This is a genomic window from Microbacterium sp. LBN7 (assembly GCF_045690345.1).
Classification (GTDB): domain Bacteria; phylum Actinomycetota; class Actinomycetes; order Actinomycetales; family Microbacteriaceae; genus Microbacterium.
In genome coordinates this window covers 2,410,195-2,422,518 of record NZ_CP147856.1, presented here as the reverse complement: position 1 = coordinate 2,422,518, position 12,324 = coordinate 2,410,195, and the positions used below count along the sequence as shown (strand labels likewise).

Genomic DNA, 12,324 nt, shown 5'->3' with positions numbered 1-12,324 from the left:
CTGACCCTGCCTGACCCTGGCCGATGCTGGATCGATAATGCTGCCGGCGGCGGGGCGGGAACGGCATTCCTGATCCATCACGACTCGACTCACACCGGTCCGGCGTAGCGGGCGGCGACCGCTATCGCGCGAGCGCGCAGCGCCTCGCGGAGCTCGACGGGTTCGAGCGCCTCAGCGCCGGTGTCGAGCTGCCAGAGCGCCCACACCGCGTGCCGGAGGTCTTGGAAGGACACGGTCATCCGCAGCTCGCCGTCCGTATCGATCGTCTCCTCGAGAACCGTGACGGCCGTGGATGCGACCTCTTCTCGACGCGAAGGGGCCAGGCGCAAGACGACCTCCAGCGGATCCTCCCCCTCCCGGAACCGCGCGCTGCGCTGCTGCCACAGCTCGGCCAGGTCGACCGCGCCGTCGCGCTGCGCGGGTTCGTGGAGCGCCTCGGCGGCGAGGATGCGCGAGAGGCGGTAGGTGCGATCGCCGCCGTCGACGGTCGCAAGGAGGTAGCCCTTGTCGCGCACCGTGACGAGGCCGATCGGATCGAGCGTGCGCCAGACCGGCTCACGGGCCTCGGCCGCGTAGCGGATGCGCAGCCGATGGCCGACGAGCACGGCGCGGCGCACCTCGCTCATGATCGGCTCCGGGATGATCTCGGCGATCCGACGCCGCGAGAGGAGGTCGGCTTCGGGGTCGACGAGGATGCGACGGGCAGCATCCGCCGCCGTGATCTGGTGACCCTCGGGCAGCGCATCGACGATCTTCCGCATCGCGGATGACAGCGCGGCGCTGAGCCCGAACACCTCTTTCGCCCCGGCGCCGCCGGCGGTGAGCAGCGCGAGCGCCTCGTCGTGATTGAGACCGGTGAGCTCGGTGCGGAACCCGGGCAGGAGCGTGAAGCCGCCGTGACGGCCGCGATCGGCGTAGACGGGGACGCCCGCCGTCGAGAGCGCCTCGATGTCGCGCAGCACCGTGCGCGTCGAGACCTCGAGCTCTTCGGCGAGCGCCGTCGCGGACAGGCGGCCGCGTTGCCGGAGCAGCAGCACGAGGGAGACCAGCCGATCTGCGCGCATGGGAGATTGTCTCAGGAATACATGACAGAAGGTGTCGGGATTCGTTGGAAGGCTGGATCCATCGCTTCGTCCCGAGGCGGAATCGCACGACGAAAGGACCAGGAAATGACAATCGAACGCACAGCGGTGAACCCGGTGACGTGGTCGCAGGAGCTGGGTTTCCACCAGGGCGAGGTCGTCTCCGGCGAGACCCGCACGCTGTACATCTCGGGCCAGACCGCGATGAGCGCGGAGGGTCGGCCCGAGCATGACGGGGATATCGCGGCGCAGCTCGCGCTGAGTGCGGACAACCTCGAGGCGGTGCTCGCTGCGGCCGGCATGTCGCTGGCCGACCTCGTGCGCCTGAACGTCTACACGACCGATGTCGACGCGCTCTTCCCGCACTACGGCGTGCTCGCCGGGCGCCTGGGTGCCGCCGGCGTCGCCCCCACGACGACGATGCTCCAGGTCACGCGACTGGCCATCCCCGGCCAGCTTGTCGAGCTCGAAGCCACGGCCGTCGCCTGATCGAGCCACTCCCGTGGCAGTTGTGGCGGGTGTTCTGCCGTTCCACTCGCCACAACTGCCACGGGAGCGACATCCAAATCGTGAAGTGAGGTAACTATGTAGTAGGCTCACGGATATGGACATCCTGCTGCTCGACCGGTTGCTGCTGATCGGCGAGCTCTTCCAGAGAGACATGGCACGCGCCTTCGACGGCACAGGACTCACGACCGCCCGCGTGCACCTGCTCTGGGTGCTGCAGCATGCCGGCCCGTCGACCCAGCGCGACCTCGCCCGACTCTGCGACGTCACGCCGCGCAACATCACCGGCCTTGTCGACGGCCTCGAGGAGTCGGGCCACGTCCGCCGGACGCCGCATCCGACCGACCGGCGCGCCGTCCTCGTCGAACTGACCGCCTCGGCGACCGAGACCATGACGCGGATGCAGCAGGAGCACACCGAGCTCAACGACATGCTCCTCGCCGCGGTCGCTCCGTCGGACCGTGCGGCACTCGAACGCGGCATCGCCGCGATCGCATCCCACCTCGAGACCCTCGTGACAGAGGCGGCGAGCGCCGACGCCGAACGGGCTGCATCATGACCACGGGCACGAGGACGTCCCCGTCAGACGCACCATCGCGAGTCGCCCGCGCGCTGAACTTCCTCCACCGCGCGTGGACCGCCGAGCTGCGCGTCTACGCGAGCATCGGCCGAGCCATCGCCCGCCGTCCCGCCGTCCCACCGGGCGGCACCGGCGTCGCGTATCACCAGCCGGTGCTGACGATCCTCATCATCTTCATCGTGCTCTCGGCGGTCGAGATCCCGATCCTCGACCTGATCGTGCACCCCTGGCCCGCCGTGCGGATCCCCATCCTCATCCTCGGCATCTGGGGTCTGACGTGGATGATCGGGCTCCTCTGCGCGATGCTCATGCGGCCGCACGCGGTCGCGCCCGACGGCATCCGCGTCCGCAGCGGACTCGAGATCGACATCCCGATCGCCTGGGACGACATCGCCTCCATCGCCATCTCGAAGCGCGTCGATGAGCCGAAGCTGCCACGGATCACCCCGACCGAACAGGGTGCCGAGTACGCCGAGCGGATGCAGGACGAGACCAACATCGAGATCGAGCTGGAGCGGCCCGTCGGCATCCGCCTCCCCGGCCTCCTGCCCAAGGGCGGAAGGCACGAGATCACCCGCATCCGCCTCTGGGCCGATGACCCGCGCGCGTTCCTCGCCGCCGCCCGCCCGTTCCTGACCGCGACGGACTGATCGCCGCGGCGTCACCCGAACGCAGGGAGCGTCAACCGGTCCCGCTCCGGATCGAACACCTCGACGAGTTCGAGGAGCTCACCGCGCGAGACGTTCGCCCCGAAGGCCCCCGCGCCCGGCTGCAGGCGGATGCCGTCGGCCAGCGCTCCGGCAGGAAGCGGGTCGAACCCCAGATCGTCGATCAGCCGCGCGACCCGGGCGAGAGCATCCTCATGATCCCCGGCGAGCGCGATCGCCTTGCGGTCGGCAGCACCGGAGGGCCGGGAGTCCGCCTCCATGTCGTGATACCCCATGTGATTGAAGGCCTTCACCACGAGGGAGTCGGGCAGGAAATCCTGCACGATCTCGCTCGTCGACCCCGTGAACTCCTCGCGGATGCCGTCGGTCTCCCACCAGTAGTTCATGGCGTCGACCACCACTTTTCCACGCAGCGCCGCCACCGGGAGCGACCGGTGCTTGCCGAGCGGCAGCGCGAGGATCACGATGTCTGCCTGCTCGGCCGCGACTGCCGCCGTCGCCACCTCGGCGCCGGGAGCCAGCACCTCGACGGTCAGGGCGATCCTCCCCGGATCGCCGGAGCCGGCGATGAGCACCCGATACCCCGCTGCCACAGCCAGTCGGGCGAGGACGGTGCCGACCTTGCCGGCACCGAGGATGCCGAGCGTGGCCCCATCCGTCGCCCCGCTCACGCCGCGACCTCGTTCTCGGCGCGCTGCGCGGCGAGCAGCTCGCGCACGCGCGGGATGACGACCGACCCGTACAGCTCGACCGCGCGCATCCGCGCCGCGGCCGGCAGGAACCCCATCGTGTAGATGAGGTCGAAGCGGCCGACGTCGAGCGCGCCGAGAGTGCGGGCGATCTTCTGCGCCACGGTCTCGGGCGAGCCGACGTACATGGAGCCGTGCTCGATCTCCTGGTCGAACTCCTCCCTGCGGATCGGCGGCCAGCCGCGGAGCGCGCCGATCCGGTCGCGGATCACCTTGTATCGCGGCCAGAGCAGCTCGCGGGCCTCTTCGTCGGTGTCGGCGATGAAGCCGGGCGAGTGCATGCCGACCGGATACGCGGTGGTGCCGAACTGCGCGGCCGCGCGTCGGTAGAGATCGATGTAACCCGCGAACCGTTCCGGCGCCCCGCCGATGATTGCGAGCATGAGCGGGAAGCCGTAGTGGGCGGTGCGGATCACCGACTGCGGCGAACCGCCGACCCCGACCCAGGTGCTGAGCCCGCTCTCGGTCTTGGGGAAGACGTCCGCGTCGACGAGCGCGGGGCGCTGGGTGCCCGACCACGTCACCGGCTCCTCCTTCAGGAGCTCGGCGAACAGGTCGATCTTCTCGTCGAAGAGCACCTCGTAGTCGGCGAGGTCGTGCCCGAACAGGGGAAAGGACTCCGTGAACGATCCGCGTCCGAGGATGACCTCGGCACGGCCGTTCGACAGGGCGTCGACGGTGGCGAAGCGCTGGAACACGCGCACGGGATCGTCCGAGCTGAGCACGGTGACCCCGGATCCGAGGCGGATGCGAGAGGTGCGGGGCGCGATGCCCGCCAGCACGGTCTCGGGACTCGAGATCGCATACTCCGGCCGGTGGTGCTCGCCCACGAGGAACACGTCGACGCCGAGCTGATCGGCGAGCACCGCCTCGTCGACGGTCTGACGGATGGCCGCCGCATGGCTGGAGAGCACGCCGTTCTCGTCTTCGGTGAGGTCGCCGAAGGTGTCGAGGCCGAATTCGATGTCGTTCATGACTGCTTTCTTCCCTGGGGTGGAGGTGTTCACGCGGCGCGTTCGAGGGAGAGGAGATCGCGCACGCGCGGGGCGACCTCGCGGCCGAGCAGCTCGATGGTGCGGGCCCGCGCCTCGGCGGGGAGATGCATGATGTCGTACTTGAGGTCGAAACGGTCGAGCTGCAGGTCACGGGCCGAGCGGACGATCTTCTGCGCGACCGTCTCGGGCGAGCCGACGAACAGGGCGCCCTCGGAGATCTCGTGCTCGTAGCGGGCGCGGGTCGGCGCGTAGAAGCCGCGCTCTTTCGCGAGGTCGGTGACGACCGGCTCCCAGTACCGCCACCATGTCTCCCTCGCCTCTTCGTCGGTGTCGGCCACGAGTCCGAGCGAGTGCATCCCGACCGGCTGGGGCGGATTCCCCGCCTGGGCGAGCGCTCGATGGTAGAGATCGACGTGACCGGCGAAGCGCTGCGGGTTGCCGCCGATGATGGCGAGCATGAGCGGCAGGCCGTGGTGCGCGGCCCGGATCACCGAGTTCGGGCTGCCGCCGACGCCGATCCAGGTCGGGATGCCGCCCGGCCGCATCCGCGGCTGCGCGACGTGCTCGCGCAGCGGGGCCCGAGTGGTGCCCGACCAGGTGACCGCCTCCTCCCGCTGCAGGCGCAGGAAGAGGTCGAGCTTCTCCTCGAACAGGTCCTCGTAGTCGGCGAGGTCGTAGCCGAACAGCGGGAACGACTCCGTGGCCGACGCACGCCCGAGGACGAGCTGCGCGCGACCGTTCGAGACCGCGTCGAGCGTCGAGAACTCGTGATACAGCCGCACCGGATCGTTGGTGCTGAGCACGGTGACGCTGGTTCCGAGCGCGATCCGCTCCGTGGCCGTGGCCATGGCGGCGAGCAGCACGGGGGTCGCCGAGTCGTTGTGCCCCGGTCGATAGTGCTCGCCGACGCTGAACACGTCGATCCCGGCATCCTCGGCGCGACGCGCCTCGTCCACCAGCAGGCGCAGAGTCTCTGCGCCGCTCAGGTCTCGCCCGCCCGACGACGCGGTGTCGCCGAACGAGTTGAGGCCGATCTCGAATCCCTGCGGGTTCACGACTCTGTCCTGCTCTCTCTTTTGTTGATACGTCAACCACTTGTGATTCCGTTGTACTCCGATATGATGGACATGTCAACTAAAAGGAGGCGATCATGGCTGCACGGAGCACGCCCACCGCGCCGCAGCTGCGCGTCTGGCGGGACTTCATCGAGACCGTCGCCACGCTGCAGGGCGAGCTGGGTCGACGACTTCAGGACGATTCCGACCTCTCCGCAGCGGACTACTCCGTCCTCCTCGCACTCAGCGACCAGGGCGACCACGAGCTGCGATCGAGCGAACTCGCCCGCACGATCGGCTGGGAGCGCAGCCGCCTCTCCCACCACCTCGGGCGCATGGAGCGTCGCGGGCTGATCCGGCGCGACGACTGCGCGACCGACAACCGCGGCGCGGTGGTGGTGCTCACCGAAGAGGGTTCCGGCGCCTTCCGCCGAGCCAACGTCCCGCATCTGCGTGCGATCCGCGAGCTCTTCATCGATCGCCTCGACGACGAGCAGCTGCAGATGGTCGACGGAATCACGAAGGCGCTGAGGACGAGCGCCTAGGGCGAGGTCACTCCAGTCCGCGATCCGCCAGCCACTGCTTCGCGACGCGAGCCGGCGCGCGCACGAGCCAGGCATCGTCGATGATCTCCGCCAGCCGATCGCGGTCGATCACGTCGAGGCGCACGAGCAGCCCGGGGTACCCGTCGAAATGGGGGATCGTGAAGAGCGCCTCGGGCTCGGCCGCGAGCAGAGCGTCCTTCTCCTCGAGGCTGCCGACCCGCACGCCGAGCACCGGCCCGTCGGGCCACTCGCGCCCGAGATCGGCGAGCTGCCGCAGGTCCGTGCCGCTCGGGCCGCGGAGCCAGGCGACCTGGCCGCTCTTCAGCCGCCAGGCCGCCTCTCCGGTGTGTCCGCCCGTCGTCTCCTCCACACCCGGAAGAGCGAGCGCGATCTCACGGACGTCGTCGACGGTGGCCATGCCGTCAGGATCTCAGACGTTCACGTCTCCCACCAGGTTGACCTTGATGCCCATGCCCGCGAACATCGCGGCCTTCGCGATCAGCGCCTTGTCGGCGGTCTCGGCGTCGGGCGCGTAGACGAGCTGTGCGTGGTTGGCCTTGTGGCGGGCCATGAACTGGTCACGCGAGATGCCGTGCAGCACGACGTGCGCGATGGGCCACTCCGGGTTCGTGGCGTCCTTGCGGCGCTGCGTCTCCTCGGCGGGCAGTTCGACGACGGAGGCCCGGAAGATGTCGGCCTGCAGGATGCCCTCGGCGATGAAGACGCGCGAGAGCACGATCTCCCCCGGCTTCGAGACGCCGTTGATCGTGGCGCCTCCCGCCGGGAAGAACACATGCCCCTGACGCCAGCCCTCCGCGTTCTGCCATCCACCGAGGTGCGAGGCCGGGACCGAGCCCGAGATCTCGTAGACCCAGACGAACTGGTCGTCGAAGTCCTCGCCCCAGCGCACGTCGTGCAGCGTGTTGTCGGGAACGAGGCCCATCGCACGCCACACCCGGTCGGTCACGAGCGCGTCGACCGCGACGCCCTCGTCGGCCTCGTTGAAGTGCGGGAACGCGCGACCCTCGTGCAGCACGCGCGAGCCGTCGCGAGAGGTCACGGGCGGACGCTCGGTGGAGTTCAGGATGCCCTCGGCCAGGTCGGATGCCGGCACCAGGTCCTTGAGTCCCTGCTGGTACTGGATGCCGACCGCATCGAGGCCGAAGTCATCGGCGATGCGCAGGGCGGCGATGTACATCTTCAGCTGCCACTGCACCTGCTCACGGGTGAGCTCGGTGGCGGCATCCTCGCCGTACTGGAAGGTCATGCCGGCATCGATCAGCCAGTCGTAGGCAGCGTTCGCCTCGTCCTCCGAGACCTTGAGCATCTCGGCGTACAGGGCCGACTGCGACAGGCGCTCCTTGTAGATGCCCGTCCTGTTGAGCAGCTCGTCGTCGAAGATCGCGTTGTACATGCCCATGCAGCCCTCGTCGAAGACGCCGATGATGGCCTTCTCGGCGAGCAGCTGGGCGGCGAGCGCCTCGCCCAGTTGCTTCTCCGGGCTGTCCGGCAGCTCGGGCAGGGCGCGCACGTGCGAGGCGTCGTGAGTGATGGAGCCCGTCTCGGTCCACTCCTTGATGCCGGCCTTGAACCAGTCGTCGCTGAAGTCGACCGACCAGATCGAGGCGTAGGGCTTGTCCATCTTGGTGAGGCCGGCGTTCAGGCCGAGCAGGCCGACGAGTCCCGGCCAGTCGCCGGCGAAGTTCGCGACCGTGAGGATCGGCCCCTCGTGCGACCGCAGACCGGCGAGCACGTGGTGCGAGTACTGCCACACGGCCTCGGCGACGATGAGCGGAGCATCCGTCGGGATGTTCTTGAACACCTCGAGCCCCATGCGCTGGCTGGAGATGAAGCCGTGCCCGGTCGCGGGATCGACCTCGTTCGCGCGGATGACCGTCCAGCCGAGATCCTCGAAGACCCCGGTGACGCCGGCCTCCAGCTCGACCTGCACGGGCCAGCCGCCCGTGTTGGCGGATTCGCGCAGGTCGCCGGAGGCGATCAGGTATGCGGTCTTGGGAGCGGATGCCGGGCGGGAGGCCGGCGTCGGCAGGGTGTAGGTGGTCATGATGCCTCCGGTGTTGGGGTCGTGGTGAGCGGGAACCTCTGGGTGGCTGAGGCCGGCGAAGTGCCCGCTCGGAGTCGGATGCCGCGGCCGACGCTCCGGCCGTGCAGCTGCAGATCGGCGACGTCGAGCGCGCCGCCGTCGAGGTGCAGGGTCAGGGCGTCATCGTCGATCTCGACGCGCCCCCACCCCGTGCCCGTGGTGAAGAGGAACGAGCCGCCCGCTCCGACGGGCGCGAACGACAGCGTCCCGTTCGGCGCATCCCACTGCGCACCCGTGGCACCGAGCAGCAGAGCCCAGGACGCCAGCGAGCGCGCGTAATGGTTGCCGCACTCGATCTCGTTCCACGGACTGCGGTGGCCGCCGTCGTAGCGCGCGCGCAACGTCCGCTCGATCAGCAGCGCGTCGTCGTAGCGACCGGCGAACAGCAGGGAGGCCGCGACCTGGTGCTCGATCCCCGTCCACACCTCGTCCGAGTACACGAACGGGATCGCGGGTCGTCCGCCGCGCGGCCACGAGGCGAGCAGCAGTCCGCCCTCGTCGTTCAGGGCATAGACGCGTTGCGTGCTCTCGTGCGCAGACAGGTCGGTGCGGTGGTTGTGGGCGACGATCGCGGCGAGCGCGGACTCCACGCGCTCAGGCGGCAGGATGTGCCCGAGCCCGTTCACGGAGGCGTGGAACTGGCCGAGCAGCTGATCCGAGAGCACGCCCTCGCCGTACTGGTAGCGGTGCGCGTCGGCATCGTCGATCACCTGCCGGTAGTACTCGCCGTTCCAGAGCGTCTCGTCCATCGCCGCGGCGACGTGGTCGGCGCGAGCCGTCCACGCACGCGCCCGCTCGGCTTCGCCGAGGTGTTCGGCCATACGGGCTCCCGCACGGAGCGCCGCCAGGTACACGCCGTTCGCGAGCGGCTCGGCACCATGGAACTCGATGTCGTAGGTGTTGTGCATCTCGCCGTCGAGCAGGCCGTCACCGTCGCGATCCCACTCGCGGATCGCGTAGTCGAGAGTGCGGGATGCCGCAGGCCACAGTTCCCGCAGGAACGCGTCGTCGCCGCTGAAGCGCCACTCGCGGTGCAGACGCAGCAGGGTGCCGAGCTGCCCGTCGACGGCGGGGGCCATGAACCACGACGGCCCGCCGAAGATGCGGTTGCCGCGGAACTTCTGCGCGCCCTCGTCGTCGGACTCCAGCAGGTACTCGACGCGCCGGGCGCTGCGCTCGAGCGAGGGGAACAACCAGGCGAGGGTCTGCGCGTAGGACCAGACGTGCGTGCAGGTGCCCTCGCACGACCCGCCGTGATCGAAGGATCCCTCCCAGGCCGCGAACACCGGCCCCTCCCCCAGCTCGGGGTTCGGGGACTCGAGCACGAAACCGGTCGTCGACCGCGCGGCGGCGATGTTCGCACCGATCGCGTCGACGAGCACGGGGTCGAGGGTGCTGCCGTACAGGGCCTCGACGAAGGCATCCGTCGCCCCTTCCAGAGCCGGCAGCTCGCGGTGCAGATGCTCTGCAGCGGCCCAGGCGTCGGGCCAGAGGGTCGCGTAGTGGTTGCGGACCGTGGGCGACAGCGGGCTGTCTCCCGGTGGGTCGTCCAAGACGATGTGCCCGTGCCAGCCGCGACGCCGGTTCGGGAAGCTCCAGGAGAGCACGAACTCGAAGTCGCGGCTCTCTCCCGGGGCGAGCGCGTGCACGATGCCGAGCGATCCGGTGCGCAGCCGAGGGAGCTTCGCGAGCATCTGCTCCTCGGTGAGCGGAGCAGCATCCGGGTCGACGTCGAGCTCGGCGAACAGCCCACGCGGGCGGTCCTCGAGCGTGAGCCGCGGCTCGGGCGCGAGGAGCCCGTCGTCCGTCAGGTCGTTCCAGAACAGGCGCGCCCCGTCCGGCCAGTAGCTCGTGACCCACTGCGGTTTCGCCGTGGTGGCGGCATCCGTCGTCGTCAGGCTCAGCGTGCCGTAGCCCGGGTCGTCCTCGGGGAGATCGATGCCGAAGTCGATCCCGCGGACGTCGCCCTCCTCGCGCCACCGCACGCTCTGCATCGCGCGCATTCCCCACGGGGCGTCGGGTCCCGGCGTACCGCGGCCGGCCGTGTGCGAGACGCTGCCGACGACCGTGACGTCGACGGGCACCTGGCCGGGGTTGCTCACGCGGTAGCGCAGCACCGCGGCCGGGATCCCCGAGGCATCGGCATCGAGCGGGATCAGTGGGGTGAACGCGTGGAGGGAGACTTCGACCGGAACGACCGCGTCGGTGAAGTCGACATCGACCACGGGGTATTCGCCGTGCAGGGTCGCGCCGTCGAGGCGCGGGAGACCGGCGAGCTGGTCGAAGGCGTACCCGGCGTCGGCGTCGTGCCGCCCGGTGATCTTCGCCTCGAGCACCCGGGTCACGGGAACGCCGCCCTCGGGCCGCGCGTGGATCGCGAAGAACGAGTGCGGGTTGCGCCGCCCCTTGTCCGGCAGGTTCTCGAACTCCCAGTCGCGCAGCTCGCCGCGGGCGCCGATCGAGACGTTGCCGGTGCCGATGCCGCCGAGGGGGAACGCCGTCGCCTCGGAGGTGTGCGGGATGCCCCGGGCACGCCGGGTCATGCGGATGCTCCGCGCTGCGCGGCGGCGAGCTCGTGCACGACGCCCTTCGAGCCCTCGTACAGCCGCGTGTAGCGGTCGAACAGCGAGTCGTAGAAGGCGCGGACCGCCGCATCCGGGTGGACGGTCTCGGCGACCGGATTCCAGTCGGCGATGAGCGGGGCTGCGCCGGTGCCGGCGGTCGCCGTCGCGGCCAGGAAGGCCGCGCCGTAGCTCGCGCCGATGGTCGTCTCCGGCACCTCCTGGTCGAGTCCGGTGACATCGGAGATCACCTGCAGCCAGAGGCGCCCCTGCGTGCCGCCGCCGACGGCGACGATCCGCCGGATGTCGGCTCCCGCCGCGCGCATGGTCTCGACGTTGTGCCGTACGCCGAGCGCCGTCGCCTCGAGGGCGGCGCGGTAGAGGTCGCCGCGTTCGTGCTCGAGCGTGAGGCCGGCGATCACGCCGCGGGCATCCGGATCCTGGATCGGCGTGCGCTCGCCTGCGAAATAGGGCAGCACGAGCAGGCCGCGGGCGCCGGGCCCCGACCTCTCGGCATCCGCCAGCAGTTCCGGATAGTCGGCGCCGGTGAGGTCCTTCAGCCACGCGGTGAGCGCGCCCGACGTGGAGAGCCCTCCGGCGAGATTGCGGGTGCCCGCGAACGCGCCGGCCGTCGTCCACATCGAGGGCGTGCGCAGCGTCTCCTCGCCGGTCGCCACGAGGAACATCGTCGTGCCGTACATGAGCATCAGGTCGCCGACCTCGTGCGCGCCGACGCTCACCGCCTCGGTCCAGGCGTCGATCGTGCCGGTGATGACGGGGGTCCTCGCGGGGATGCCGGTGGCGGATGCCGCTTCCGCGGTCACCTCGCCGGCGATGTCGCCCGCCCAGGCGAGCGCGGGCTGCGCGATGCCGTCGGCGTACCGCTCCCACGACGGGTCATGCCAGCGCTCGTTCTCGATGTCGTAGAGCGGCGAGACCTGACTCGCCGACTGGTGGTCGAGCACGTAGGCACCGGTGAGCTTGCGCACGAGCCAGGATGCCGGCATGAAGAGTCGGCGAGCGCGCGCCCACGCGTCGGGCTCCTCATCCGCGACCCAGACCAGCTTCGGTCCACCGGCCTGCGAGGTGAGCGTCGAGCCCCCGATCCGGGTGATCTCGTCGACGCCCAGCTCCGCCGTCATCCGCTCGATCTGTGCGCCGGAGCGGGTGTCGACGCCGTACAGGATCGCGGGGCGCACGGGCTCATCCCCGTCGTCCGTGAGCAGGATGCAGGGCCCCATGCCGCTCACGCCGACACCCGCGATCTCGGCATCCGGCGCAGCGGCGAGCATCTCGCGCGCGATCGCGACGAACTCGTCCCACCACACGCGCCCGTCCATCTCCACCCAGCCGGTGCGCGGACGGCTGACGTCGTGAGACCGCGTCGCGGTCGCGAGGATCCTGCCGTCGCCATCGACCAGCACGCCTTTGCTGCTGGATGTGCCGATGTCCACCCCGAGGGTGCAGCGCATGGCGTC

Annotated in this window: 12 protein-coding genes; 4 read left to right on the top strand and 8 right to left on the bottom strand. The window is 70.1% G+C overall.

Annotated elements, in window-relative coordinates; genetic code table 11:
• Positions 1-89: 89 nt before the first annotated feature.
• Positions 90-1,064 carry a helix-turn-helix transcriptional regulator gene (locus LBN7_RS11650; RefSeq protein WP_407359712.1) on the bottom strand — a complete coding sequence of 325 codons (975 nt, stop codon included), beginning with the start codon at positions 1,062-1,064 and terminating at the stop codon, positions 90-92.
• A gap of 111 nt (positions 1,065-1,175) precedes the next feature.
• On the opposite strand from LBN7_RS11650, the gene LBN7_RS11645 reads away from it, so the two are divergent.
• The 3 genes from LBN7_RS11645 (at position 1,176) to LBN7_RS11635 (ending at position 2,819) form a co-directional block, all read left to right on the top strand.
• Complete coding sequence (locus LBN7_RS11645) at positions 1,176-1,571, top strand: RidA family protein (RefSeq protein WP_341947811.1); 396 nt, start codon at positions 1,176-1,178, stop codon at positions 1,569-1,571.
• A gap of 115 nt (positions 1,572-1,686) precedes the next feature.
• The gene (locus tag LBN7_RS11640) at positions 1,687-2,148 is read left to right on the top strand and encodes a MarR family winged helix-turn-helix transcriptional regulator (protein WP_407359711.1); all 462 of its coding nucleotides are present in this window, start codon (positions 1,687-1,689) and stop codon (positions 2,146-2,148) included.
• Positions 2,145-2,819, top strand: coding sequence for a hypothetical protein (locus LBN7_RS11635; RefSeq protein ID WP_407359710.1), 675 nt, complete (start codon positions 2,145-2,147; stop codon positions 2,817-2,819). Before LBN7_RS11640 ends, LBN7_RS11635 begins: the two co-directional genes overlap by 4 nt.
• A gap of 11 nt (positions 2,820-2,830) precedes the next feature.
• On the opposite strand, the gene LBN7_RS11630 is transcribed toward LBN7_RS11635, so the two are convergent.
• From LBN7_RS11630 to LBN7_RS11620, 3 genes are read right to left on the bottom strand one after another with little or no spacing between them, the layout of a single operon-like run.
• Positions 2,831-3,508 (bottom strand): NADPH-dependent F420 reductase, encoded by a 678-nt coding sequence (locus tag LBN7_RS11630; RefSeq protein WP_407359709.1) that lies wholly within the window; start codon positions 3,506-3,508, stop codon positions 2,831-2,833.
• Positions 3,505-4,560, bottom strand: coding sequence for an LLM class flavin-dependent oxidoreductase (locus LBN7_RS11625; protein ID WP_407359708.1), 1,056 nt, complete (start codon positions 4,558-4,560; stop codon positions 3,505-3,507). The genes LBN7_RS11630 and LBN7_RS11625 overlap by 4 nt, the downstream gene beginning before the upstream one ends.
• Positions 4,561-4,589: 29 nt before the next feature.
• Complete coding sequence (locus tag LBN7_RS11620; RefSeq protein ID WP_407359707.1) at positions 4,590-5,636, bottom strand: LLM class flavin-dependent oxidoreductase; 1,047 nt, start codon at positions 5,634-5,636, stop codon at positions 4,590-4,592.
• Between the two features lie 95 nt (positions 5,637-5,731).
• Here LBN7_RS11620 and LBN7_RS11615 point away from each other — a divergent pair, with 95 nt between their 5' ends.
• Positions 5,732-6,181: a MarR family winged helix-turn-helix transcriptional regulator gene (locus LBN7_RS11615; RefSeq protein WP_116633711.1), complete on the top strand. Its 450-nt coding sequence runs from the start codon at positions 5,732-5,734 to the stop codon at positions 6,179-6,181.
• Positions 6,182-6,188: 7 nt separating this feature from the next.
• On the opposite strand, the gene LBN7_RS11610 is transcribed toward LBN7_RS11615, so the two are convergent.
• The 4 genes from LBN7_RS11610 to LBN7_RS11595 are packed head-to-tail and all read right to left on the bottom strand — an operon-like array spanning position 6,189 to position 12,318.
• Positions 6,189-6,599 (bottom strand): MmcQ/YjbR family DNA-binding protein, encoded by a 411-nt coding sequence (locus LBN7_RS11610; protein WP_116633710.1) that lies wholly within the window; start codon positions 6,597-6,599, stop codon positions 6,189-6,191.
• 12 nt (positions 6,600-6,611) lie between these two features.
• On the bottom strand, positions 6,612-8,246 hold the full coding sequence (locus LBN7_RS11605; RefSeq protein WP_407359706.1) for a fucose isomerase: 1,635 nt from the start codon (positions 8,244-8,246) through the stop codon (positions 6,612-6,614).
• A complete protein-coding gene (locus LBN7_RS11600) occupies positions 8,243-10,828 on the bottom strand; it encodes a GH116 family glycosyl-hydrolase (protein WP_407359705.1) in 2,586 nt (861 codons plus the stop codon). Before LBN7_RS11600 ends, LBN7_RS11605 begins: the two co-directional genes overlap by 4 nt.
• The gene (locus tag LBN7_RS11595; protein ID WP_407359704.1) at positions 10,825-12,318 is read right to left on the bottom strand and encodes an FGGY-family carbohydrate kinase; all 1,494 of its coding nucleotides are present in this window, start codon (positions 12,316-12,318) and stop codon (positions 10,825-10,827) included. Before LBN7_RS11595 ends, LBN7_RS11600 begins: the two co-directional genes overlap by 4 nt.
• Positions 12,319-12,324 lie beyond the last annotated feature (6 nt).